Here is a 25,072-nt window from a genome sequence, read left to right as displayed (position 1 = left end):
TAAAACATTTTACCGAGTTAAGCCCTTTTTGTCTAGGTGCTTTTCTGTACCGATATTCGTATTCCGCTTATCTTATTTCAATAGACCCAAATAACAGATGAAAAAATCCCGAATTCTTGGAGCCGGGCACTATGTCCCTGAGCGAGTCGTGACCAATGAGGAGCTTTCCCGAATGATGAATACGACAGATGAATGGATCGTGGAGCGAACAGGAATTCATGAGCGTCGTTGGTTTACCGCGGGAGTGGATACGGTGACCAATATGTCTGCCAAAGCAAGCCAAATGGCCATGAAACGGGCTGGAGTTGAACCTCAGGATATCGAATTCATTGTTTTTGCTACAATCACCTCGGATTATTTTCTTCCCGGAAATGGAGTTTTGCTTCAACGGGAACTGGGGCTTACCAGTGTAGGAGCATTGGAAGTTAAAAATGCCTGTTCTGGTTTTGTTTATGCATTATCAGTCGCAGACCAGTTTATCAAATCCGGAATGTATAAGAAAATTTTGGTCGTTGGAGCGGAAATTCAGTCCTCCGCTTTGGATAAAAGTGATGAGGGACGCTCGAGTGCAGTGATTTTTGCGGACGGAGCCGGTGCAGTGGTTTTGGGAGCTGTGGAGCTCGACCAACCGGGAATTCTCAGTACCCACCTGCACGCTGATGGATCTCATGCGGAGGAATTATACTGTATTGCTCCAAGCAGCAGCGGAAAAGTAAGAATCTCCCAAGAAATGGTCGATCGTGGAGATTTTTTCTTAAAAATGAATGGAAACGCAGTTTTCAAACATGCGATCGTCCGTTTTATGGAGGTTATTAAAGAAGCCTTGGATCACAACGGAGTGACTAAAGACGAAATTGACCTCTTAGTTCCCCATCAGGCCAACCTCCGAATCAGCCAATACATCCAGCAAAAAATGGGGCTTCCTGACGAGAGGGTATTTAACAATATCATGTATTTAGGCAATACTACAGCAGGAACTATCCCAATTGCACTATCCCAAGCTTGGGAACAGGGAAGATTAAAGGAAGGAGATTTGGTTTGTTTGGCAGCATTTGGATCAGGATTCGCATGGGCCTCAGCCTTACTACGCTGGTAATATGGATAAATTACAGAATTCTCTTGACGTAGAACTTTGGTTAAACAAGGATTTAATTCATCGGCAAAATCTTCTGAAAACACAATTTACCTCGGTTTTAGAAGATGTAGGAAACTCATTCCCAAAAGAGATTTTTGATAAAATATCAGCCAAGTCTAAGGGTACGAAAATATCCAAAGGCAATGACTTGTTGGGATTTCCTTACTTAGTTCTGGATTTAATCCGAGATTTTGATCCAATTACCGGATCAAACATCCGTCTACTCAATTGGTTTGGAAATGGGCTTTTTATTACCATCCTACTGGGAAGCAACCGAGAAAATCCGGTCAAGGAATTTATCGGTCTGGAATTTTCCTTTGGCCTCAGTGAAAATCAATGGGATTATCCGGATCTGATATTGAATCGAAATCTCACAACAGATGAAGGGAAAATAGCAAAGGCAAAACTCGGCTTTTATCATTGGATTAAACCAATCCCAGTCGATCCAGACCTTTTGGTGCTCAATCAAAATCTTTGTAAGTGCCTAAAAAAAATCCTTGGTATTCTGAGTCTTCCGGCAGAACAAGTCAGGAATTAACTTAATTTTAAACAGGAAACTCATTCACACGTAGATAATATGTCGAATCTGTTCATTCGATCGTTTGTATAAGGTTCCAATTGAACCAAACCGAAATTTACAAGATATATGAGATATTTGCTTTTGGCAGTTTTTAGCTTCCTCTATTTTTCAACTCTCGCGCAGGACCCCAAACTGGTACAGCAATTCAACTCTGATTCCTCTCTTATGGCTACGGGCGTAATAAGAAATAATATCCGGGAAGGTTTGTGGAAAATATACAATCCAAAAACCAATACCCTTCTCTCGGAAGGCACCTTTGGGAATGGAAAAAGAGAAGGACTGTGGACACAATATCACCCCAATGGAAAGCGTAGAGAATCGGCGGAATACAGAGATGGTAAACTCTTTGGTCCAGCCCTTTACTTTGACGCAGAAGGCGCTTTAAAAAAACAGGTGATTTACAGAGATAGTGTTCTGGTCGGCAAGTACACGGAGTTTTACGGAAAAGAAGGCAATCCCAATTACATTGACCCCAGTCAAGTTTTGACAGAGGGACAATATGATAATGGTAAACGTACTGGTCAATGGGTTTCCTTTTATGAATTTGGTGAATTGGCTTCCAGGGAGTTTTATGTGAATGGACTTCGCGAGGGACCCTACATAGAATATGCTCCAGATGGCACGGTGATCACTGAGGCAAGTTATTCAAAAGGACAGTTTGAAGGTAATTTCAAAAGGCTTTTAGGTGGAATTCCTTTTGAAATCGGAAGCTTCAAAAACGGTAAAAAAATAGGGGATTGGAAAAGGTATTTTCCCGGCACAAAAGTCCTGGAGGCAGAGGAGTTTTATGATCAAAACGGCAATAAAACCGGAGACTGGAAATACTATTATCAAACGGGACGATTAGCCCGAATAGAAAAATATAAAAATAACATCGCCGTGGGTGTCTGGGAGGAATACTTCCCAAATAAAGCACTATCAAAGCGGAAAACGTTTGAGCTTGGCGTGCCGGTTGGCGAGTATATCGAATACCACAGCTCCGGACATGTTTCCGTCCAAGGTCAATATCAAAGTGGAGCCAAAACAGGTGTTTGGAAAAGCTTCTTTCCTGACGGGGAAATTTATTCTATCGGAGAATATCGAAACGATCTCCAAACAGGAATTTGGAAATATTTCAATAAGATCGGAATTCTGATTGCTGAAGGAAAATATAACCTAGGAATGGAGGAAGGCCAATGGTTCTATTATTATGATGGCGGACAACTCAAGTCAGTGGGCACCTACAATCTTGGCTTGGAAGATGGAATTTGGGGTCTTTTTTATGACAACAAGCAATTGACTCAAGAAGAATATTGGGACAAAGGCAGATTAATGAATATAGGTGAATACCATAGTTTTGATGGAACAAAAAAACTGGATAAAGGAACCCTCAAAAATGGAAATGGAACTCGCATCACCTATTACATCACTGGCCAAAAAGAATCTGAGGGGACTTTTAAGTCTGGCAAGGCAGAGGGATTGTGGATATTTTACCATGAGAATGGAAGAAAAGCCTCTGAAGGCACAATGAAGGATGGAAAAAAAGAAGGTCCATGGAGGTATTACAATTCAGCAGGCCGACTTGAAGACCTTGTTAATTTTAAAAATAATGAGATAATAGAGGGAAGGTGAACCCTGTTTTTTAAGGATTGAACATTGGCTACTGAATTTGGTTCACTATAAAAAAAGATATCATGTTCGGACTATTCAAGAAAAAATCAGAAAAAGAAAAGCTTCAGGAAACCTATGCCAAAATGATGTCTGATGCCCATAAACTATCACATTCCAATCGTACGGCCGCTGATAAGTTAATGGCGGAGGCGGAGGCGATTGCGAAAAAAATGGATAAATTCTAATTCAGTTCCTTCGGATTTCTTTCCTTACCGCGTATTTTTTGAGTTTAGCAATTACTTTTCAAAGGTCATTTCGACTGATATGAAAGTTTGATTATTAAAACCTCGTTAGTTCAATCAAGCAGGTAATTCCGTTTCCTTTGGACTGCCGCATGACTTTCCTAAAACAGCAAAAATTTCCAACGTATTGGATTTAAAGCGCAATTATTTGAATTTTAAATCATTATGATTAAATTCATTGACTTCTTTGGACTTGTCCGCGGTAGTTTTTTAGTATTGTGCAGTTTTTTTATTTTAAGAGTGATTGAGCTTCGGACCAATAATTTAAACTTTTAAAGCTCGGGGAATAACCCCGAGCTTCATTATTTTCTGAAGTAATCGTCCTGTAATCTCACAATATCCTCCTCATCCGAAGGATTGGCAGGATCAGCGTGCATCCAAATCTCTGCTACCACACCCCAGGATTCTGTACCGATTAAGCGATGCCGCTCTCCTTTTTGAAGCGAAACCACATTACCTAGAATCATCTCCTCTACAGGACCCTGTTCATCGGAAAAACTCCTACTTATCGCCGACTTTCCTGCTATTAATTTCCAAAGTTCTGCCCTTCGGAAATGATATTGCCATGACAATCTTGCTCCCGGAGCTACCAAAAGAAATTTCGGACTTAACTTTTGTTCCAATTGATCGGCGGATAAGTCCACATCTGAAAAAAAGTCAGTTTTAAATTTCAAAATTTGCGATTCATCAAGGACAAAAAAACCTCCCCAAGGACGATTCAGATCTCTCGAGGTAATTTTATACCCCAAATCAGAAATATATTTTTCAACTTTTTCAAAAAGCTCTGACTTTTTCAAGCGAGCTTCAATTTCCAATTTTTCCATTCTTTAAAAATTCATGGGCAAACTTAACAAATGTTTAAACTCTTAGAAATCAAGTACTGAAATTTTCAAATCTTTTTTAAAACTCCTCATGATTCAAAATAAAATTGAGTTTCTTAAAGAAATTTACCTCTTGTTATATGATTTTTTTTTGGAAGTCTTTTTTGAAGTCTAAAATTTCCTTTAATTCAGGGATTACTACTAGCCATGAACCTAATTAATCCTCAAGAAATCATCGCCAAAATGGACGGTGTGGTGGAAATCAAAAGCTACCTCAACAAAATTAAGATCATCAAAAATCTTTACCTCAAAGGCGCAAACACGGCAAGTGAAATTTGCAATGAAGTCGGAATTTCTCTGCCGACTGTAAATGCACTTTTGGGAGATTTGATGAATTCCGGTGAAGTCATCAAGCAGGGACGGGCAGAATCCCAGGGAGGCCGAAAGCCTGACTTGTATAGACTGGCTGAAAATGCCTTTTATGTGCTTTCAGTCGATTTCTCGAAATTCAATATGCATTTAGCCCTGTACTCATGCAACCATGAGTTGGCTTTTGAAAAAGAAGATCACAAGATCACGCTCAATAATGAAAAGGAGACCTTCGATTTGATTTGTGGGACCATTGACCGGTATCTGGAAAAGACCAATATCCCCGCGGATAAGATAATCGCTGTCGGATTTTCCATGCCGGGATTGGTGGATTCGGTAGGAGGTGTTAACTATACCTATCTCAGATTTGGCAAAAAGACCTTGCTGGAAAATCTGGAATCTCATTTTCAAATGAAAATATTCCTTGAAAATGACGCTCGGGCGATGACTTTGGCAGAATACAAATTCGGTTCTGAGCACAATTATAAAAATGTCCTCGGTTTATTCATAGGTTGGGGAATAGGGCTGGGAATCATCATCGACGGAAAAATCTACCAGGGAGCCTCGGGGTTTGCCGGAGAATTTTCTCATTCTCCTATCTTCGAGTCAAGAGATATCACTTGTACTTGCGGCAAAAAAGGATGTTTGGAAGCAGTGGCTTCGGGTACTGCCATCGTTAGAATGGCAGAAGATGCCATCAGGCTGGATAAGGACAGTATTTTGGCCAGAATGGTCAGAGATCATCAGGGAGAATTAGAGCCTGACCTGGTGGTGGAAGCCGCCCTGGCAGGTGACCAACGAGCAATAACCATTCTTTCCGAAGCAGGCCTAGATCTTGGACGGGGGATTTCGATGTTGATTCAACTCCTCAATCCCGAACTGATCATCATCGGAGGCTCTGTCGCCGAGGCAAACCAATACCTCATCACTCCTATCCAACAGGCCTTGAATATCTACAGCATGGCTAAATCCCGTGAAAAATCGAAGCTGGCCCTATACCAGTTAGGTAAAGACGTCGGACTTTTGGGCGGGGTGGCTGTAGTGAATGAAAAGTTATTTGAAGACGTCATTAACAGGCTGGGGTAAAACCAGCCTTAGTTTAACTTTCAAAAACCGTAATTGATAACTTGATCTAAATTGGAAGCCTTTAAAGGATTTGGAAATTATAATTTTCAGCTCCATAAAATTGAAAATTGATATGATGATCACCATCTTAATTACGCTGCTTTCATTTTTCAGCCTCTTAAATAAAGAAACTCCAACAAATACTCTTGAATCAGAAAAGCCAAACATCATCCTGATTTTTGCGGATGATATGGCCTATGGGGACTTGGGTTCCTACGGTGCAAGAGGATGGGAAACACCTCACCTCGATCAACTTTCTGCGGATGGTCTTAGATTCACGCAGTTCTATGTCCCTCACGCAGTCTGCACAGCTTCCAGAGCAGCCCTTTTGACCGGCGCCTATGCCAACCGACTCGGACTGTACGGAGCGTTGGATCATACCGCCGATCATGGCCTAAACCCAGAAGAGATCACCATTGCGGAAATGCTTAAAGAAAATGGCTATCAAACGGGCATGGTCGGAAAGTGGCATTTGGGACATCATCCGGAGTTTTTACCCACCAGACAGGGCTTTGACAGTTACTTTGGACTGCCCTATTCTAATGACATGTGGCCCAAGCATCCCGAGTCAAAAAATTACTATCCTCCACTTCCGCTCATTGAAGGAGAAAAAACCATCGCCTACCTGGATGATCAGCAGGAATTGACTTCTTGGTACACTTACAAATCTCTTGAATTCATCGAAAAAAATCAGGAGAATCCCTTTTTCCTGTATCTGGCACACAGCATGCCGCATGTCCCACTTTTCGTCTCTGATAAATTTAAGGGTAAATCTGAGCAGGGATTATATGGTGATGTGATGATGGAAATTGATTGGTCTGTAGGCGAAATACGAAAGAAACTAAAAGAGCTTGGCTTGTCCGAAAATACGCTCATCATCTTCACTTCCGACAATGGTCCTTGGCTTTCCTACGGAGGACATGCCGGATTGAAAGCTGGATTGAAAGAAGGTAAAGGCACGTCCTGGGAAGGAGGAATCCGGGTTCCGGCGATCTTTTCCTGGCCCGGTAAAATCCCTGCAGGTCAAGTTCAGAATCAAGCGGCCATGACCATTGATATTCTGCCCACTTTGGCAAAACTCACCAATTCCAATCTCCCGAAACTGAAAATCGACGGTTCGGATATCTGGCCTTTGATCCAAGGTGAAGAGCAGGAATTGAAACCCTACTATGCTTATTACAATCAAAATGAGCTTCAGGCAGTAATCTATGGAAAATGGAAACTGGTATTTCCTCATGTCTATCGCACGATACCAGCTGATGCAGAAATTAGGAATGACGGAATTCCGGTGAAATACAGCTACATCAGACTTGAAAATTCACAACTCTTTGATTTGTCCAAGGACATGGAAGAATCATTAGATGTCTCGGCACAGAACCCTGAAATTGCGGCAATGTTAAACAGATTTGCTGCCGAGGCGAGAGCTGACATGGGTGACGCGTTGACTAAAACGGAAGGATCTGGAAATCGGAAGGTAGGGAGACAAAGTCAGCACTGAAGAAAAGGCGAAATTCCATAGGGCTGAAATACCGATGCTTCAATCAAGCTCAGTTCAAGCGATTAAAGATCGAAAAAAGCGATTATCCATAGCCATTTAAGACAATTCAGGAAAATACAGAACTGTCTAAGGGATTAAAATCAGACATTTTGAATTATCCGCCCAGATCCTCCAGAATAATGAATCTTAATAATCGAATATGTGTATTCGGTTAGCTGCACGTACCCAAATAAAGGTAGAATTAAGTTCCAATTGAATGTGTTGTGGACTGTTGACAGTCGTCTGTGGACGTGTATCCGCATACAAAATACCCCAAATCTAGTCCACGTGCATCAGTGCGGATACACATATAATCGAATCAACTAATTCTCCATTCAAATTTTAATGATTTCATTTCCAATCAACTTAACTAAGCATGAAACCAAAAATTCATTTGACGATATAAAAACTCCAATCGAATAGAGGCTAATCCTTTTCATTAAAAGAATTAACCCTCCGGGATAAATGGAAGACAAGCCCCAATCAAGGACGCTTTTTCTTCGAGTTCAGAAATTTTGATTTCAACCGGATAGTCGACTTTATCGAGATAGGCTTTGGTGTAAGGCAAAAACCGGTCGGCTGCACGGGTAATTTTTCCTCCTAAAACCACCCCCTCGCATTGCAGCCGAATAACATAAAAAGACAGAAATTCACCCAGGGTCTCTCCAAATTGAGCAAAAACACAGTCAGCAATTTCTCTGTCCAAGTCAACTGCCAACAAGTCTTTCACACCGGCTAATTTCAGCCCAAACTTTTGTAAAGCATACGTCTTGAACCAGGCAGTGCCCAAATAATCTTCTGCTATTCCATCCCGAAAAGGGGCTGTCCAAAGTTTTCCGTCTTTGACCACCTGACGGATTTTGATGGCCGATCCCAAACCGGTACCCAAGGTAAGGCCAATGGAACTTTGAAAATCCCTACCCGCTCCTGCAAGACTTTCACCTGCAAGAAAGGCCTCAGCATCGTTGGAAAATACAATATGCTTGGAATCAATTTTCAAGCTTTCGCTCAGTAGTTTTTTTACAGAAAGCCCAAAAAGCGACTTCAGTTTACCCTGATCTTTGATAAGAGAAATGCCATTTGAGTAATCGAATGGCCCCGGCATAGCGATTCCGATCCGAATATCCTTTTGGCTTCCAATCGATCCCCTGATCACCGCACTCCAATCTGCAATGAGCTCTGACGTAGAACGGAAAGTATCTATATCCGCTTCATGAAATTCGGTGATTTCGGCTGATTTGCCATTCCATAAAATCTGTGCAGAAGAAATATGAGATCCACCGATATCCACTCCTATTTGTATCATCGCTTAATTTTCATTCACTGATTTTGGACTAAGAACTTCATGTAGAGCATCCAGCAAAGCTCCTGTATTGTCCTCGGACATCTCCCAAAACATGGCTCCTGCCAAACCCTTTTTCTTCACAAACTCCATCTTCAGGGCCAAAGATTCCGGATCCTCAAATGTCACCCAAGCAGAATCAAGAAGTGAAAAAAGGTAAGGAGCACTTGCTTTTGAATCCCAAAATCTGGAATAAGCGGAATTTCTGGAGAGTGCAAAAACCTGATGGTAAGGTAAGCCCATCTCAAACTTTCCTTTTTTAAACAATCCATTATCAGTTGGATCTACACCTTTCCACATCCGACCATAAAAAGGCACGCCCAAAACCAGTTTTTCGGCAGGAACTCCAAATTCGAGATGCTCCTCGACTGTGGTTTGGGCAGATCGCCCTTTTCCTCCGTTTGGAAATAGGTTGGCATGGTGACCGGTAATCGCATCTCCGGCAGTATAAAAATCATAAGCCATAATGTTGATAAAGTCGAGGTACTCGTGAGCCTCTCCCAAGTTGTTTAGTTCGAGGTAATTCCTAAATCCCCCTGAGGCGATGGTACTCAGGTAATGCGTATTATTCAGGCTTCCAACCGAATCCAACGCTTCGCGAAAGCTTTTGAGCATGGCCACGAAATTTTCCTTGTCTTCAGGTCTAACGACATTATTATCTCCTTGCAGGGCCGGATACTCCCAGTCAAAATCCAGACCGTCCAGCTTATATTTGAGGAGAAAATCGATGCCAGAGTCAGTCAATTTTTTCCTGCTTTCTTCGGTCAATACTGCATCCGAGAAGCCTTTGGAATGTGTCCAGCCTCCAATCGAAACCAATATTTTCAGGGCCGGATTTCGCTTTTTCAATTCCTGCAGCTTTTGAAAATTCGCACTATCCCGCACTGCTCTTCCCTCCATATTGGTCACAATGCCGTCGGCCACATTGGCAAAAGCGTAATTGATGTGCGTGAGTTTTTCGGCAGGTATTTTTTTTGGATTCAGCTCCTTCCAGCCTGCTACATAGCCTACGATATGGTAGGTTTTGGATTCAGACTCTTGACCATTTTTAGTTTGTGTACAAGAAAAAGAAAGGAAAAAGCATGCAATCAGCCAGTATTTCATTGGATTTGGGTTATGGTAAAAACAAAAAAACAGAGGTTCTGACTGAAATCAAAACCTAAATCAATAGGTTAAATCAGAGTTATTTTCATCCTTTCCCATAGCTAGTTTTAGAATTAATAATCTCCTGTTTAAATTCTAATTTTTAAAACAAAAAAAAAGCCATCCGAAGACGGCTTTTTTATTATTAACTATTTGATTACTAACGGATAAAAAGCATTTCACGGTATTTAACCAATGGCCAACTTTCATCTTCCACCAGCAATTCCAACTTATCTACCGCATAGCGGATTTTATCGAAATAGGCCTCTTTGACTTCTTTCTGATATCCTTTTGCCCGTTTTGAAGCACTCTCCTCTTTGTTGAGTCTTTTTCGAGCCTCTACCATCGCAGATACATTAGACTTTACAGATTCGATGTGTCTGGACACGTCTTTGATGGTCTCTACTGCCGCAGAGTGATCCAAGCCCAATCCTTTTAGACCATTGGCGTTTTCGATCAGTTTATTCTGATACAGGATGGCAGTCGGGATAATGTGGTTCAAAGCAAGATCACCCATCACGCGGCTTTCGATTTGTACTTTTTTGACGAAATCTTCCAGCATGATTTCATGACGGGCATGAACTTCAATGTGGTTAAGCACATTATGACGCTCAAAAAGCTCTTTAGTAGCTTTCTTCTCATACACATCCAAAGCATCAGGAGTAGACTTCAAGTTTGAAAGGCCTCTTTTCTCAGCTTCTTTTGCCCACTCCTCAGAGTAACCGTCACCTTCAAATCTTATTTTCTTGGAATCCTTGATGTATTTCCTCAGGACATTGACGATGGCAATTTTCTTTTCTTTGCCCCCATTCATTTCTTTATCGATATCCTTCAGCATTTGCTTCAGTACATCGGCCACGATCACGTTGAGCGTAGTCATCGGACCACCCACATTAGCCTGAGAACCAACTGCACGGAACTCGAATTTATTTCCTGTGAATGCAAATGGAGACGTTCTGTTACGATCTGTATTGTCAAGGATGATTTCAGGAATCTTGGAGATGCCCAATTTCATGTACATGTTGTCTCCCTTTTCTATTTTCACATTTCCGTTTTTCTCCAATTCATCCAATAATTCAGAAAGCGTAGCTCCCAAGAATATGGAAATGATCGCAGGAGGTGCTTCGTTTGCACCCAAACGGAAGTCATTGCCTGCTGAAGCGATACTTGCTCTCAACAAATCCGCATTGTCATAAACCGCCTTAATCGTAGCCACCAAGAAGGTCAAAAACTGAAGGTTTTCTCTGGCTGAATTGCTGGGCTGAAATAAATTGATCCCCGTATCGGTGATCAGGGACCAGTTGTTGTGCTTACCGGATCCATTGACACCTGCAAATGGCTTTTCGTGGAAAAGAACTTTCAGGGAATGCTTTTCGGCAACTTTATCCATCACATCCATCAATAGCTGATTGTGATCGGTGGCTTTATTTATCTCTTCGAAAATCGGTGCAACTTCAAACTGTCCGGGTGCTACCTCGTTGTGACGGGTCATTACCGGGATACCCAGTTTCAATGCTTCGATTTCAAATTCCATCATGAAATCCTTCACTCGAGTGGGGATCGAACCGAAATAATGATCCTCCAACTGCTGACCTCTTGCAGGGATATGCCCAAAAACAGATCTACCAGCCATCACTAAGTCAGGGCGAGCGGCATACAATGCCTTATCAATCACGAAATATTCCTGCTCCACCCCAAGAGATGGAGTCACTTTCCGCACATTTCGATCAAAAAGCTGGCAAACAGCCACTGAAGCTTCATTGATGGCTTCTATCGATTTCAAGAGTGGGGTCTTGTAATCCAAGGCCTCTCCGGTATAAGACACGAATATGGTAGGGATACAAAGTGTCTTTTCTAAAATGAATATCGGAGATGAAGGATCCCAGGCAGTATAGCCACGTGCTTCAAATGTCGAACGAATTCCACCATTAGGGAAAGAAGAAGCATCAGGTTCCTGCTGAACCAAGGCCGAACCTCTGAATTTCTCCATCCCGGCATACATATCAAAGAAAGAATCATGCTTTTCGGCAGTAGACCCTGTCAATGGTTGAAACCAGTGCGTGTAATGCGTAACGCCCTTGGACATCGCCCAAGTTTTCACCGCAGAAGCAATTTCTTCTGCTGTTGCAGAATCAATTTTAGATCCTCTGTCAATGGCTTCCATCACTTTTTTGAAAACTGAAGGAGCCAAAGACTGTTTCATTTGACTGGTGCCGAAAACATTGGTCCCGAAGAAGTCTGAGATTTTTGAGGCGGGAGGGATTACAGGGACGCGCTGTCTCGCCTGCACCATCGCCAAGGCTTGTTGTCTGAGTGTTGCCATTTCTACAATATGAGGTTTAATATTACACCCACAAAAATAGAAAAATACTGATGCGAAAAAGCTTTTACCCCATTTTTGAAGTCATTTTTCGAAAAATTTCCACTTTTTTCAAAAAAACATGGTGTTTTGAGAGCCAAAAGCCTAAAAAAAGGATGATTTATCCCCGAAAATTGGAGAATTGAAAAAAGATCGGGATTAATTACCTTTGCAGCTGATCATTGAAATGAGTATTCATGAAAAAAGTCGCCTTTTATACCCTCGGTTGTAAGCTAAACTTCTCTGAAACTTCTACTATTGGCAGGCAATTCGAAGAAAAAGGGTATCTGAAAGTCGATTTTCAGGAAAATCCCGACATTTTCATCATTAACACCTGCTCGGTCACCGAGAATGCCGACAAGAAGTGTAAAAAGATCGTCAAAGAGGCTAAAAAGATATCGCCTGATTCTTATGTGGCCATCATCGGCTGCTATGCCCAGCTGAAACCTACCGAAATCTCCGAAATAGAAGGAGTGGACGCAGTCTTGGGTGCGGCTGAAAAATTTCGTCTAATTGAGCTTTTGGATGGTTTCGCCAAAGTGCAAGAGACCAAAGTACTCGCCTCTGAGATCACTGAGGCCACCACTTTTAATAATGCCTTTTCTATTAATGACCGAACCCGAACTTTCCTGAAAGTTCAGGACGGATGCAATTATGGCTGCGCTTTTTGCACGATTCCACTTGCGCGCGGGAAAAGCCGAAGTAACACCATCGAATCAGTATTGGCTTCAGCCCGGGAGATCGCTGCCACAAAGGTCAAAGAAATCGTCCTGACGGGCGTCAATATCGGCGACTTTGGAATCGTGGACGGAAAGCGTGTCGAACGATTCGCTGATTTGGTTTATGCCTTGGACGATGTAGAGGGAATTGACCGGCTGCGGATTTCATCTATCGAGCCAAATTTGCTGACAAATGAGGTCATCGAATTTGTGTCCCGATCCAGGCGATTCGTTCCTCACTTTCATATTCCACTGCAGTCAGGTTCTAATACAATTTTAAGGAAAATGGGCCGTCGCTATTTGCGGGAGCTGTACGAAGACCGTGTCTCCAAAATCAAAACCCTAATGCCCAAGGCCTGCATCGGTGTAGATGTGATTGTGGGCTTCCCAGGGGAGACAGATGAGCTTTTTCTGGAGACTTACAACTTCCTGAATGAACTGGACATCTCTTACCTCCACGTATTCACCTATTCCGAGCGTGCCAATACACGGGCGGTCGAAATGGATGGCGTTGTGCCACTCAAGAAAAGGAACGAGCGATCAAAAATGTTGCGAATTCTATCCGAGAAGAAGCGCCGTAAGTTTTATGAGGAGAATTTGGGCGGCACCTTTACCGTGCTTTTTGAAGAAGATGTCGAAGATGGAAAGATCCACGGCTTTACCGAAAACTACATCCGAGTCGCCGCCAAATACGATCCCATGCTGGTCAATGAGCTCAAGTTGGTGACCTTGGATCAAATCAATGATTCTGGCAATGTCGAGGTGAGAGAACCGGAGTTGGTGTATGAAAAACACTAGTCCTGGGATTACTGATTTCACCCCTTCTGGGCTCTAAATTGCGTGTATCAGCTCGGCCCACGGCTCCTTTCCAGTCACACGGGGGTTATGAATAGTTGCGATCCTTCGGATCTCTTGTCAAATCAAAGCGAACAGTTCCCTCCTGAGTTTTTCAAAAATTCCCACCTCATTTTTTAAGATAAACCCAGCTCCGAAGGAGCCAGACTTTTCATGACCGCGGGTGAAGCCCGTGGTAAAACGGATTAACTCAGAAGATTTAGCCCCGAAGTGGTGAAACTTTTTTACCTCCCCTTCCTTTCCACCCAAATTTTTCTAATTTCATACGATTATAATTTCTCGTTAGAGACCATCCGATAATCCCGATAGTTATCGGGATCGGAAGTAATCTCGCAAAACTTTAATCATCTCCAAGTGTGACTTTTCGGTCATGCTCGAATTCATCCTAGGCAAAAACCATTTTTTGTGAAAGAATTAAAAAAGTTACCCCTGATCGTAGACGAACCTTGGCTGGAACCCTACGAATCCAAAATCGAGAAGCGATTCCAAAACTATCAAAACGCCATTCGGGCCATCAATGACTTCTCAGGTAGCATTCTGGAATTCGCCGGAATGCACGAATACTTTGGTGTGCACTTCGACAAGCTCCGAAACGGTTGGGTTTATCGGGAGTGGGCCCCTGCAGCCAAAGCACTTTTCCTCATGGGCGACTTCAACTGGTGGGATCGAAATTCCCATCCCATGCGCAGCAGTCCGAGGGGCGATTGGGAGATTTTTCTTCCTTATGAAGAGTACAAACATACCTTCGTCCACCAAAGCAAAATAAAAGTTCGGGTCATCGGAGCCAATGACAGCGATCTCGATCGCATTCCGGCCTACATACGCCGGGTGGTGCAGGATGAAACCAACCATGACTTTGCCGGGCAACTCTGGTTTGAGCCGCAACCTTTTTCCTGGACGGATCAGGACTTCTCTCTGGACGAGCCTGCCAAGATGCCGCTCATCTATGAGGCTCATGTGGGCATGGCACTGGAGGCTGCAAAAGTGGGGACGTTTATAGAGTTTGAGGAGCTGATCCTCCCGCGCATCAAAGCAGGTGGCTACAATGCCATCCAACTCATGGCCGTGATGGAGCATCCGTATTACGGCTCCTTCGGCTATCACGTCTCCAATTTCTTTGCACCCTCTTCCCGCTTTGGGACCCCCGAGGATCTCAAATCCCTGATCAACACCGCCCACGGTATGGGCATCGCCGTGATCATGGACATCGTGCATTCCCATGCGGTGAAAAATGTCAACGAAGGCCTCAATGAGTTTGACGGCAGCGACCACCAATACTTCCACCCCGGCCCAAAAGGCTATCACGAAGGCTGGGATTCCAAGCTCTTCGACTATGGGAAGTGGGAAGTGCAGCAATTTCTCCTCTCCAATATCCGCTACTGGATGGAGGAGTTTCACTTCGACGGATACCGCTTTGATGGGGCCACCTCTATAATATACAAGCACCACGGCTTGGTTTCTTTTGATTCCTCCGATAAATACTTCGACGAAGGCGTAGACGAAGATGCCCTGCTCTACCTCCAACTCGCCAATACGGTGATTCATGCCCTGAATCCCAAAGCACTCTCCATCGCCGAGGAAGTCAGCGGGATGCCGGGACTTTGCCGAACGATAGCTGATGGGGGCATCGGCTTCGACTTCCGACTTGCCATGGGCATTCCCGACTACTGGATCAAGACGCTGAAGCATAAGCTGGATGAGCAGTGGGACATGTTTGAGCTGTGGCACGAACTGACCAACAGGCCGAAACTTGAGAAATCCATCGCCTACGCAGAAAGCCACGATCAGGCACTGGTCGGTGACAAAAGCATCGCTTTCTGGCTGATGGACAAGGAAATGTACTTCTCCATGACCGTGCTGGAGCAAAATCTCGTCGTGGACCGCGGCATCGCCCTGCACAAGCTGATCCGCATGATTACCCTGACCCTAGGCGGGGAAGGTTACCTGAACTTTATCGGCAATGAATTCGGCCATCCCGAGTGGGTGGACTTTCCGAGACTGGGCAATGACTGGAGCTACCAATACGCCCGACGACAGTGGTCACTGGTCGATGATCCCCTACTCCGCTATCAGCAGCTGGATAAGTGGGACAAAGTGATGATTCAACTTGCCAAAGACCACCAAATGCTCTCAGCCCCTCCTGCCATACAACTTCACCTCGATCCGGATAAGAAGATTATCGCCTACGAACGCGGCAACCTGATTTTTGTCTTTTCCTTCCATCCTACCGAGTCCTTTTTCGGCTTTCCGATCAAAGTCCCACAGGCCGGAACCTATCAAATCATCTTGGACTCTGACGAAACCCAATATGGCGGATTTGCCAGACTGGAAAAGACTATGAAATACAAAACCGACAAAGAGCAACAGGTCAGTTTGTATGTTCCGAATCGCACAGTGATGGTGATGGGGAGGGGAAAATAAAAATCACCCAAGTTGCATTTATGGATTCAAATGAGGGAAGTATTATAGTATGCTAAAAATGTTCTTGAAAAGTAGCGGATGAACCTCCACACTTGTCCGATGCCGTGGCGACGACTGTCCTCAATCCTCAACGCGTTACATCAAAGTCCAAACCTTATTTCCTATAACTATTGGTAACAAACCGACAATACATACAGCCTAAGGAAAATAAAGCCAAAACAGACTCTTACCAGAAAGTAGACATCTATCTTTCATTGAAAAGTCAAGTATCCCTAGGACAAAACTTACAATGGAATATTCAAAAGGTACCCAAAATCAATTTTAAGATTTGAATAACACAGTATCAATTACTAATCATCTGACAGTGTTATTGTTATCTCTGAGCTTATTATGAGCCTCTTGTCCTTTGCCTCAGCCTCATTTAGTATTTTTTCTAACTTAACAAGCTCTTTTTTTAAGGCAGGAATCCTTTTTTTTGCCGTTGGATCTTCTTTTCCAAATCGCTCTTTATAACTAAAGTTATTTCTTTGATGAAAATTAATCTTAGTATAAAATACGTTGAATAAAATTTCTTTGGCTTCCCGGAATGGAAATTCACCTTCAATCAGTTTAAGTTTCTTTGCTTTACTCATAGTTTGGTACTATTAAAATAATGAAAATTTGAAAGTTGGAGATCGTGTTTTAGTTGTTGAAACACCCTATTAGGGAAGTTTCTTTAAATCCGCGTTTATTTTACCTTCGATTCACCCTCTTTACCAGGGTTAGGAGTCATGAGCTTCAGCATTTCTTATTGACCTTGCCCCAATGAGTATCCTGGCTTTCCATCAAAAGAATAAAGATTCTCAGTTTTAATGGTATCTATATTATGCTTAAGTCCATTTGCCAAGAGGTCAATAATAGTTTGCTTTTCGATTTTATTTCCTGATTCATGCTGGAATCTGCAGCGCCAATGATCAGTACAAAAAGTTTCATTGAAGCCATCAGGCCAAACTTTTATCCCCCGATTGGTGATCATGGATAGTTTGATTCCATCGCTTTCCACAAGTTGAAGTCGCTCTGCCAGTTCATTGGCCTCAGTTCCATTCCAATGCACAAAAATATCCACTCCAACCAACTCCTTTAAAGCCGCTGGTTTCCTTTTATATTTTGGTAATTGAAGTGCTGAGGTGTCATTCTGAGTAGCAGGTTTTAGTAGTGTCGGCCTTTTTCCCAAATTTTCAATTACTGCTTTTGCAAATTCTTTGGTACTAACCTTTTGCTTGCTGGTTTCATTGTTAAAAATATCAAATGTATGAATACCCTCTTCCAAGGTTTTCAGCCATGCGTTCTGCACTTTTGCAGCTACCTCGGTTTCCCCGATATGATTCAGCATCATGATCGCACCATTCAACAAACCGGAGGGATTGGCAATATTTTGCCCAGCAATCAAAGGGGCTGAACCATGAATTGCTTCAAACATTGCACATACCTCCCCGATATTTGCTGATCCTGCCAATCCTACCGAACCTGTGATTTGAGCTGCCACATCAGACAATACATCCCCATAGAGATTTGGCATGACGATCACATCAAAGAGTTCAGGAGTGTCTGCCATTTTAGCAGCACCAATATCTATAATCCAATGTTCGTTTTCGATTTCAGGATACTCTTTGGCGATTTCGTCAAACACTTTATGAAACAAGCCATCTGTTTGTTTCATAATATTATCCTTGGTAAAACAAGTTACTTTTTTTCTTCCTTGTTGCTTGGCAAACTCAAAAGCATACCGCACGATTTTTTCACATCCCGGCCTGCTGATTAATTTCAAACACTGCACTACCTCGTCTGTCTGCTGGTGTTCGATACCAGCATATAAATCTTCTTCATTCTCTCGAACGATCACCAAGTCCATGATAGGGTGTTTGGTTTTGACAAAGGGATGCAAACTCATGCAGGGTCGAACATTGGAATAAAGCCCTAAAAATTTTCGAATACTGACATTTAGACTTTTGTAGCCTCCACCCTGAGGAGTGGTAATCGGAGCCTTTAGAAAAATTTTATTTTTTCGGATAATGTCCCAAGACTCCTTGGCGATACCTGATGGATTTCCGGCTAGGTAAACTTTTTCACCTACCTCTATTTCCTCAATCTCTATGTCGGCCCCTGCTGCCAAAATAATCGCTAGCGTTGCATCCATGATTTCAGGACCAATTCCATCTCCCTTTGCTATGGTAATTTTCTTCATTCTTGCCTTATCGATTAACTATAGCACAAAGGTGGTTTTCGAAAGTCATAAAATTTCATTTATATTTACAATATTTCACATAAATCAATTTTATGAATTACACCATAAATCAACTTCGTATTTTTTTGAAAATCACACAGACACAAAGTGTAACCAAGGCCTCTGAGGAATTACACCTGACTCAACCTGCTGTATCCATTCAGTTAAAAAATTTTCAGGATCAGTTTGAGATTCCATTAACTGAAATAATCGGAAGGAAAATTTTCATCACAGATTTCGGAAAAGAAATAGCTGTGACTGCGGAAAATATTTTAAATCAGATCTACGAAATAAATTATAAAACGCTAGCACATAAAGGCCTGCTGACTGGACGACTCAAAATATCAGTCGTATCAACCGGGAAATATGTTATGCCTTATTTTTTATCGGATTTTTTAAGGGAACACGAGGGAATTGAATTGGTAATGGATGTGACCAATAAATCAAAGGTGATTCGGAGCTTGGAAAAAAATGAGGTTGATTTTTCTTTGGTTTCAGTGTTGCCGGAAAACCTTCAAATAGAGAAAACTGAATTGATGCAAAACAAATTGTACTTGATCAGCAATACCAATCAACAATTCAATGATAAGATCTATGACAAAAGCATCTTGGAAGAACTACCCTTAATCTACCGCGAGCCGGGATCCGGAACCCGACAGACTATGGAAATATTTATTCGCGAGAATAAGTTGCCTGTCAAAAAGAAGATGGAACTCACCTCCAATGAGGCTGTAAAACAATCGGTGATTGCAGGTTTGGGATGCTCGATTATGCCTTTGATCGGAATAAAAAACGAATTACAAAATGGTCAACTGCAGATCATCCCTGTGAAAGAATTCCCAATCAAATCTGTTTGGAATCTGATCTGGCTAAAAGGAAAAAACCACTCCCCCGTTGCCTTAGCTTTTCTGGATTACTTGAAAAATGAAAAGGAAAACATCATTAAAGCCAAATTTGATTGGTTTGAGCGTTATTGAGAATTATAATTGATCGTTTCCAAGAGAGTACATAGACTTAAACACAGAGCCTAAGTATTTTATGATTTTTACTTAGAAAAATCAATATAAATTTGATTTTAGATTTTTTAAATACGTATATTTACTTACTTTTGAATTAAAATACGTAGCAATGGAACGGATAATCTTAGTCGGAAATGGAATGGTGGGATACAAGTTTTGCGAAAAACTCATCGCCCACCCCAACAGAAATCAGTTTGACTTTCTTGTCTTTGGAGAAGAAGTCAGACCCGCTTATGACCGCGTACACCTAAGTGAATATTTCTCGCTGGAATCCCCGGATGACTTGCTTTTGGCACCGCTCAACTGGTATCAGGAGAATAACATCACGCTAAGAACTTCTGAGCTTATCTCTTGGATAGATACCGAAAACAAGAAAGTCTTCACCCACAAAGACGAATCCTTTGACTACGATTACCTGGTTTTATCGACCGGATCTTCCCCTTTCATCCCACCTATCAAAGGTGTTGAAAAAGAAGGCATTTTCATCTACCGCACTATCGAGGATTTGGAAGCCATTCAGAATTATGCGGATAAACTCAAGTTAAAAGGCCGATTTCAGTCTGCTGTTTTGGGAGGAGGACTTTTGGGATTAGAGGCTGCTAATGCCAGCAAAGAATTGGGAATGACTACGCATGTGATCGAGTTTGCACCCAAGTTAATGCCAAGACAATTGGATCAGACGGCCTCAGACTTGCTCCAGTCCAAGATTGAAAGTCTGGGAATGAAAATTCATTTGGGCAAAAACTCAAAAGAAATAATCGGTGAAAGTGAAATTGAGGCCATCGCGTTCACTGACGGCAGCTCGCTGCCGATCGACATGATTATCATTTCTGCAGGCATCAGGCCACGGGATGAAGTCGCCAAACGCTCGGGGATCGCAGTCGGTCCAAAGGGAGGAATCCTGGTCAATAACAAAATGGAAACTTCTGTTCCAGGCATATATGCCATTGGCGAAGTGGCCCTTTACAATCAAAACATCTACGGCTTAGTCGCTCCGGGATATGAAATGGCCGGAGTTGCCTTGGATCAAATCATGGGCGGAACCAAACTCATGAGTCCTTCCATCGATATGTCCACCCAACTGAAACTGGTGGGTACGGAAGTGGCATCTTTCGGTGATCCATTCCCTGAAAACGAGGACACAGTAGTCATCCGCTATGAAAACAAACAGCGGGGAGTCTATAAAAGGATCAATATCCGCAAGGATGGCACCAGGCTATTGGGAGGCATACTTGTGGGTGATACCTCGGATTACAATACGCTTTTTCAGCTTTATCTCAACGAAATGAAGCTTCCCGAAAACGCGGAAGATCTTATCCTCGGACAGCGGGGTACCGAATCCAAAAGTCTTTTGGGATCTGTACTCGATCTGCCTGCTGCTGCCCAAATCTGCTCCTGTGAATCCGTGTCAAAAGGTGCCATCTGTGATGCCATCCAAAACGGAACATGCCAAGACCTTAAAGGAGTGATCAGGCAAACCAAAGCTTCCACCTGTTGCGGCGGTTGTAAACCAATGGTTGCGGACCTTGTCAAAGAAACCTTTAAATCTTTGGGAAAAGAGGTTAAAGAGACTATTTGCGAGCATTTCAATTATACCCGACAGGAACTATTTGACCTGGTAAAAATACACCAAACCGCAGGATACGATGAGGCATTGAATCAATTTGGCAAAGGCCATGGTTGCGAAGTCTGTAAGCCGGTAATGGCCTCAATTTTCGCCAGCATATTTATGGAAACTGCCAACAAGCAAATCGCAATTCAGGATTCCAACGATAGATTTCTCGCCAACATCCAGCGAAACGGCACCTATTCCATAGTTCCGAGAGTGCCTGGAGGAGAAATCACGCCAGAAAAATTGGTCGTTCTGGGCCAGGTTGCTAAAAAATATGACCTCTACACCAAGATCACAGGAGGACAACGAATAGACCTCTTCGGTGCCCAATTAAATGAATTACCCATGATATGGAAAGAACTCATCGATGCCGGATTTGAGAGCGGGCATGCCTATGGCAAGTCACTAAGAACTGTCAAAAGCTGCGTGGGATCGACCTGGTGCCGCTTTGGAATGCATGACAGTGTAAGCTTTGCGATCCGTATCGAGGAGCGCTACAAAGGCCTCCGCTCACCACACAAACTGAAAGGCGGAGTCTCAGGCTGCATTCGAGAGTGCGCAGAAGCACGAGGCAAGGACTTCGGTGTGATTGCAGTTGAAGGAGGCTGGAACCTCTATGTCTGCGGAAACGGCGGAGCTAATCCGAAGCACGCCATTCTCCTAGCCTCCCAACTGGACGATGACACCTGCATTAAATTCCTGGACCGATTTCTCATCTATTACATCCGAACTGCAGGGCCACTGATCAGAACCTCCACCTGGCTTGAAAAACTGGAAGGTGGAATCGAATACCTCAAAAAAGTAGTCGTAGATGACTGTCTCGGAATGGCGGAAGAATTTGAAAGAGAAATGGATGGACTGGTTGAAAAATATGCCTGCGAATGGAAAGAGGCAATCGAAAACCCTGAAACCCTAAAAAGATTCAAGCCATTTGTCAACACCGAGGAGTCGGATGACCAATTGGTCTTTGTGCCGCTTCGTGAACAAAAAATGCCCAGACCCTGGTAATCCTTAATTCTAGAAACCATGGAAGAGATCGTAAGTCAATATCAAACCGTTAAGCCAGCCGAGGTAAATTCCTGGGTAAAAGTGGGACTTATACATGACTTTCCCGAAAATGCCGGAGCCTGTATCAAGTATAAGTCCAGGCAGATTGCGGTATATCATTTTACCCGAACCCAAAAATGGTATGCCTGCCAAAATCTTTGTCCGCATAAAATGGAAATGGTACTGTCAAGAGGTCTGATTGGAGATACGGAAGGCATCCCAAAACTGGCCTGTCCCATGCATAAAAAAACCTTTTCGCTCGAAGATGGCTCCAATCTGAACGGTGAGAAATACAGCATAGCCACCTATCCGGTCAAAATTGAGGAGGGAAATGTCTATATTGGATTTGTCGAATAATCACTTTCAATGACCCGTTTTGAAAAAGCCATCCAGTTGATCGATCAAATCAACGCCGAAGATCCAACTCTTGAAACATGGAAAGGCAAAGGCTTTCCCAAAGAATTGCTCTATTCCCATCGAATGACTAAGAAACTGGAGGAATTCGCTCCAGACGCGGCAGAGCACCTGAAAATTGCCGCCCGTGCCCAACATATTGCCAGGTGGAAAATCCAGCGGTCAGCCTATCCCATGGATCGCACCGGCTATCTGACTTGGCGTGAAGAACTAAAAAAATTCCATGCTGATCTTGCAAGTGAAATCCTGTCACAGGTAGGATATGAGGGAGAGATTATCTCCAAAGTCAAATTCCTCATTCGTAAAAAGCAACTCAAAACCGATTTCGAAACGCAGATCTTGGAAGATGTGGTTTGCCTAGTCTTTTTGGAATATTACTTTGAGGAATTTGCCGAGAAGCACGAATCTGAAAAGATCAAGGATATCCTAAAAAAAACCTGGAACAAAATGTCCGACAATGGCCATAAAGCTGCCTTACAACTCAATTTTTCACCCCAAAGTCTTCGCCTGATTCAGGAAGCACTTTTCGAATCCAATGACTGAGAAGACCAATTCACTCGATCAGGACACTTTCACTCGGCTCAAGCGACTCTATCTCATCGCGCTTGGAGCGATTGCCATTTCCCTGATCACCAGTCAAATTTTGATCCGGCAGTACTTAGCCGATCAGGAAGACGACAGTCGCTTAGTCAATTTAGCAGGCCGTCAGCGGATGCTTAGCCAAAAACTCAGCAAAGAAGCTTTAATTCTATCACTTAGCCCAGCTGACTTTGAGCGAAAGGCAATGGAAGACACACTTTTGGCAACAAAAAAAGCCTGGGAAACAGCTCATCTGGCACTTCAGTTTGGAGATAAAAAACTGGGACTTAACCCGGGAAACAGCCCGGAAATCATGAAAATGTTTGAAGGAATTCAAGCTTCGTTCGATACAATCGTCACCAACACCAATTCACTGATAAAGCTTTCGAGAGCCAATTCTGACTCGCTACATCTCCATCTTCCAGTGGCCAAAATCTTAAACAGTTCGAAGAAATTTCTTTCCAAAATGGAAGAAATAGTAAATCGCTATGACTTTGAGGCCAAGGAAAAAGTCGAAAGTCTTAAGCGCCTCGAGCTCATCATTACCCTATTTACCCTGCTGATCTTAGTAGCAGAATTTCTTATCATCTTTTGGCCTTCGGCAAAAGCCATGCGGGCCAGCATCCAAGAACTGATGGAGGCGGAGAAAAAAGCAATAAAAATGGCCCAAGACGCAGATTTCCTTAGCCAGGCCAAGGAAAAATCAGTACGCGAACTCCGGGCATTGAGCCAGGCTATGGATCAAATTCTGCTTTTTGCAAGAATCTCTCCGGACGGCCACATTACCCATATTGGCGACCGTTTTGCCAAATTGCTCAAGTTTGAGAAGTTCAACCAAAATGCAAAGTTTTCCGAGGTGCTGACTGTACAGGAAAATGAGCAACTGACCATTGACCGTATTATCTCCGAAAACAAGAAATCAGGTTGGCAGGGTGAACTGAAGGCAACCACACCCGGAGGGCAAGACCTCTGGCTTGACTTTTCCATGATTCCCTTTTTCTCGGGAGAAAAATCCGAACTGATCATTATCTGTCTGGATATCACCAGGCGAAAAGAAGCTCAATTGGAAGTGGCGCAACTGACCAAGGAGAGTTTTGAAGAAAAAATACTGCAACAAAATGCGATCAGTCGTCAAATCATTGAAAATCAGGAAAACGAACAAAATCGAATCGCCAAGGACATTCACGACGGGATAGGTCAGATGCTGACCGGATTGAAGTATTTGCTTGAAAGTGTGGATCTCAGCGAAGGCGAGAAGGCGCAGCTCAAACTCGAAAAACTCAAAGAACTGACCACAAACATCATCAAGGGAGTTCGAACAGCCACCTTTAACCTCACCCCTCCCGAGCTCAAGGATTACGGAATCGTGCCGGCTTTGACTGAACTGACGCAGGAACTGAGCAAACTCACCGGCAAAGACATCATCCTGATGAACAAGTCCGACTTCAACCGAAGATTGGATTCTCTGGTAGAAATCAACCTCTACCGAATCACCCAAGAAGCCATCAACAATGCCATCAAATACGCAGAATCTACCCTGATTCTGGTGACCATTTCTCACAGTGAAAAAATCCTGAGCATCACCATCGATGACAATGGAAAGGGTTTTGACAAAAAATTGCTCAAACCAAAACCTGACAAAAACGGTGGAATGGGGCTCACATTTATGCAGGAACGAATCAAATACATCAACGGTCGACTATTCATCAATTCCTCCCCGCAAAAAGGAACCAAAGTCACGCTGAATATTCCTTTACAATAATTACAACTTCTAGGATTTTTCACCTCAGAGAATGAGGCTTTTTTACAGTGATATTTCAAGAACTTCACTCCGGATTAC

At 43.0% G+C, this 25,072-nt stretch carries 19 protein-coding genes; 13 read left to right on the top strand and 6 right to left on the bottom strand.

The features are described 5' to 3' along the window. Positions 1–97: 97 nt before the first annotated feature. From BLQ81_RS08925 to BLQ81_RS21970, 4 genes are all read left to right on the top strand, one after another. Positions 98–1,096: a 3-oxoacyl-ACP synthase III family protein gene (locus tag BLQ81_RS08925; RefSeq protein WP_092729606.1), complete on the top strand. Its 999-nt coding sequence runs from the start codon at positions 98–100 to the stop codon at positions 1,094–1,096. 1 nt (position 1,097) lies between these two features. Beyond that, positions 1,098–1,673, top strand: coding sequence for a hypothetical protein (locus tag BLQ81_RS08920; RefSeq protein ID WP_092729605.1), 576 nt, complete (start codon positions 1,098–1,100; stop codon positions 1,671–1,673). Positions 1,674–1,781: 108 nt separating this feature from the next. After that, positions 1,782–3,326: a toxin-antitoxin system YwqK family antitoxin gene (locus BLQ81_RS08915; protein WP_092729604.1), complete on the top strand. Its 1,545-nt coding sequence runs from the start codon at positions 1,782–1,784 to the stop codon at positions 3,324–3,326. Positions 3,327–3,388: 62 nt separating this feature from the next. Further along, positions 3,389–3,550 (top strand): Lacal_2735 family protein, encoded by a 162-nt coding sequence (locus BLQ81_RS21970; protein WP_139183598.1) that lies wholly within the window; start codon positions 3,389–3,391, stop codon positions 3,548–3,550. A 359-nt stretch (positions 3,551–3,909) separates the two neighbouring features. Here BLQ81_RS21970 and BLQ81_RS08910 read toward each other — a convergent pair whose 3' ends face one another. Further along, positions 3,910–4,431 (bottom strand): cupin domain-containing protein, encoded by a 522-nt coding sequence (locus BLQ81_RS08910; RefSeq protein ID WP_092729603.1) that lies wholly within the window; start codon positions 4,429–4,431, stop codon positions 3,910–3,912. 204 nt (positions 4,432–4,635) lie between these two features. Between BLQ81_RS08910 and BLQ81_RS08905 the strand changes: the two genes are divergently transcribed. Beyond that, a complete protein-coding gene (locus BLQ81_RS08905; protein WP_092729602.1) occupies positions 4,636–5,883 on the top strand; it encodes an ROK family transcriptional regulator in 1,248 nt (415 codons plus the stop codon). Positions 5,884–5,998: 115 nt separating this feature from the next. Continuing rightward, entirely contained in the window at positions 5,999–7,420 is a 1,422-nt protein-coding gene (locus tag BLQ81_RS08900) for a sulfatase family protein (RefSeq protein WP_245693218.1), read from the top strand. A gap of 487 nt (positions 7,421–7,907) precedes the next feature. On the opposite strand, the gene BLQ81_RS08895 is transcribed toward BLQ81_RS08900, so the two are convergent. The 3 genes from BLQ81_RS08895 to BLQ81_RS08885 all read right to left on the bottom strand — a co-directional run bounded on the left by BLQ81_RS08895 (position 7,908) and on the right by BLQ81_RS08885 (position 12,267). Beyond that, a complete protein-coding gene (locus tag BLQ81_RS08895) occupies positions 7,908–8,765 on the bottom strand; it encodes an ROK family protein (protein ID WP_092729600.1) in 858 nt (285 codons plus the stop codon). Positions 8,766–8,768: 3 nt separating this feature from the next. Continuing rightward, a complete protein-coding gene (locus tag BLQ81_RS08890) occupies positions 8,769–9,905 on the bottom strand; it encodes a glycoside hydrolase family 18 protein (RefSeq protein WP_092729599.1) in 1,137 nt (378 codons plus the stop codon). Between the two features lie 199 nt (positions 9,906–10,104). After that, positions 10,105–12,267: a glutamine synthetase III family protein gene (locus BLQ81_RS08885; protein ID WP_092729598.1), complete on the bottom strand. Its 2,163-nt coding sequence runs from the start codon at positions 12,265–12,267 to the stop codon at positions 10,105–10,107. Positions 12,268–12,500: 233 nt separating this feature from the next. Here BLQ81_RS08885 and mtaB point away from each other — a divergent pair, with 233 nt between their 5' ends. Both mtaB and BLQ81_RS08870 read left to right on the top strand, forming a co-directional pair. Further along, the gene (gene mtaB / locus BLQ81_RS08880; protein WP_092729597.1) at positions 12,501–13,820 is read left to right on the top strand and encodes a tRNA (N(6)-L-threonylcarbamoyladenosine(37)-C(2))-methylthiotransferase MtaB; all 1,320 of its coding nucleotides are present in this window, start codon (positions 12,501–12,503) and stop codon (positions 13,818–13,820) included. A gap of 462 nt (positions 13,821–14,282) precedes the next feature. Further along, positions 14,283–16,298 (top strand): alpha amylase C-terminal domain-containing protein, encoded by a 2,016-nt coding sequence (locus tag BLQ81_RS08870; protein ID WP_092729595.1) that lies wholly within the window; start codon positions 14,283–14,285, stop codon positions 16,296–16,298. Between the two features lie 350 nt (positions 16,299–16,648). On the opposite strand, the gene BLQ81_RS08865 is transcribed toward BLQ81_RS08870, so the two are convergent. Together BLQ81_RS08865 and BLQ81_RS08860 are read right to left on the bottom strand one after the other, a co-directional pair. Beyond that, positions 16,649–16,930, bottom strand: a complete 282-nt coding sequence (locus tag BLQ81_RS08865; protein ID WP_092729594.1) for a hypothetical protein — start codon at positions 16,928–16,930, stop codon at positions 16,649–16,651. Positions 16,931–17,085: 155 nt separating this feature from the next. Then, positions 17,086–18,522, bottom strand: a complete 1,437-nt coding sequence (locus tag BLQ81_RS08860; RefSeq protein ID WP_092729593.1) for an NADP-dependent isocitrate dehydrogenase — start codon at positions 18,520–18,522, stop codon at positions 17,086–17,088. Between the two features lie 92 nt (positions 18,523–18,614). Here BLQ81_RS08860 and BLQ81_RS08855 point away from each other — a divergent pair, with 92 nt between their 5' ends. From BLQ81_RS08855 to BLQ81_RS08835, 5 genes are all read left to right on the top strand, one after another. Beyond that, on the top strand, positions 18,615–19,538 hold the full coding sequence (locus BLQ81_RS08855) for a LysR family transcriptional regulator (RefSeq protein WP_092729592.1): 924 nt from the start codon (positions 18,615–18,617) through the stop codon (positions 19,536–19,538). 151 nt (positions 19,539–19,689) lie between these two features. Further along, positions 19,690–22,200, top strand: coding sequence for a nitrite reductase large subunit NirB (nirB, locus tag BLQ81_RS08850; protein WP_092729591.1), 2,511 nt, complete (start codon positions 19,690–19,692; stop codon positions 22,198–22,200). Positions 22,201–22,218: 18 nt separating this feature from the next. Further along, the gene (gene nirD, locus BLQ81_RS08845) at positions 22,219–22,596 is read left to right on the top strand and encodes a nitrite reductase small subunit NirD (RefSeq protein WP_092729590.1); all 378 of its coding nucleotides are present in this window, start codon (positions 22,219–22,221) and stop codon (positions 22,594–22,596) included. 9 nt (positions 22,597–22,605) lie between these two features. Beyond that, on the top strand, positions 22,606–23,196 hold the full coding sequence (locus BLQ81_RS08840) for a DUF4202 domain-containing protein (protein ID WP_092729589.1): 591 nt from the start codon (positions 22,606–22,608) through the stop codon (positions 23,194–23,196). Then, complete coding sequence (locus BLQ81_RS08835; protein WP_092729588.1) at positions 23,189–24,994, top strand: sensor histidine kinase; 1,806 nt, start codon at positions 23,189–23,191, stop codon at positions 24,992–24,994. Before BLQ81_RS08840 ends, BLQ81_RS08835 begins: the two co-directional genes overlap by 8 nt. Positions 24,995–25,072 lie beyond the last annotated feature (78 nt).

The organism is Algoriphagus alkaliphilus, assembly GCF_900103735.1.
Lineage (GTDB): Bacteria > Bacteroidota > Bacteroidia > Cytophagales > Cyclobacteriaceae > Algoriphagus > Algoriphagus alkaliphilus.
Note: the sequence above shows the minus strand (reverse complement) of the source record. Positions and strands in the feature narration are given on the sequence as shown.

Coding starts and splice junctions, on each gene's coding strand:
- BLQ81_RS08925 (WP_092729606.1), top strand. CDS start 98: ATGAAAAAATCCCGAATTCTTGGAGCCGGGCACTATGTCCCTGAGCGA.
- BLQ81_RS08920 (WP_092729605.1), top strand. CDS start 1,098: ATGGATAAATTACAGAATTCTCTTGACGTAGAACTTTGGTTAAACAAG.
- BLQ81_RS08915 (WP_092729604.1), top strand. CDS start 1,782: ATGAGATATTTGCTTTTGGCAGTTTTTAGCTTCCTCTATTTTTCAACT.
- BLQ81_RS21970 (WP_139183598.1), top strand. CDS start 3,389: ATGTTCGGACTATTCAAGAAAAAATCAGAAAAAGAAAAGCTTCAGGAA.
- BLQ81_RS08910 (WP_092729603.1), bottom strand. CDS start 4,431: ATGGAAAAATTGGAAATTGAAGCTCGCTTGAAAAAGTCAGAGCTTTTT.
- BLQ81_RS08905 (WP_092729602.1), top strand. CDS start 4,636: ATGAACCTAATTAATCCTCAAGAAATCATCGCCAAAATGGACGGTGTG.
- BLQ81_RS08900 (WP_245693218.1), top strand. CDS start 5,999: ATGATCACCATCTTAATTACGCTGCTTTCATTTTTCAGCCTCTTAAAT.
- BLQ81_RS08895 (WP_092729600.1), bottom strand. CDS start 8,765: ATGATACAAATAGGAGTGGATATCGGTGGATCTCATATTTCTTCTGCA.
- BLQ81_RS08890 (WP_092729599.1), bottom strand. CDS start 9,905: ATGAAATACTGGCTGATTGCATGCTTTTTCCTTTCTTTTTCTTGTACA.
- BLQ81_RS08885 (WP_092729598.1), bottom strand. CDS start 12,267: ATGGCAACACTCAGACAACAAGCCTTGGCGATGGTGCAGGCGAGACAG.
- mtaB (WP_092729597.1), top strand. CDS start 12,501: ATGAAAAAAGTCGCCTTTTATACCCTCGGTTGTAAGCTAAACTTCTCT.
- BLQ81_RS08865 (WP_092729594.1), bottom strand. CDS start 16,930: ATGAGTAAAGCAAAGAAACTTAAACTGATTGAAGGTGAATTTCCATTC.
- BLQ81_RS08860 (WP_092729593.1), bottom strand. CDS start 18,522: ATGAAGAAAATTACCATAGCAAAGGGAGATGGAATTGGTCCTGAAATC.
- BLQ81_RS08855 (WP_092729592.1), top strand. CDS start 18,615: ATGAATTACACCATAAATCAACTTCGTATTTTTTTGAAAATCACACAG.
- nirB (WP_092729591.1), top strand. CDS start 19,690: ATGGAACGGATAATCTTAGTCGGAAATGGAATGGTGGGATACAAGTTT.
- nirD (WP_092729590.1), top strand. CDS start 22,219: ATGGAAGAGATCGTAAGTCAATATCAAACCGTTAAGCCAGCCGAGGTA.
- BLQ81_RS08840 (WP_092729589.1), top strand. CDS start 22,606: ATGACCCGTTTTGAAAAAGCCATCCAGTTGATCGATCAAATCAACGCC.
- BLQ81_RS08835 (WP_092729588.1), top strand. CDS start 23,189: ATGACTGAGAAGACCAATTCACTCGATCAGGACACTTTCACTCGGCTC.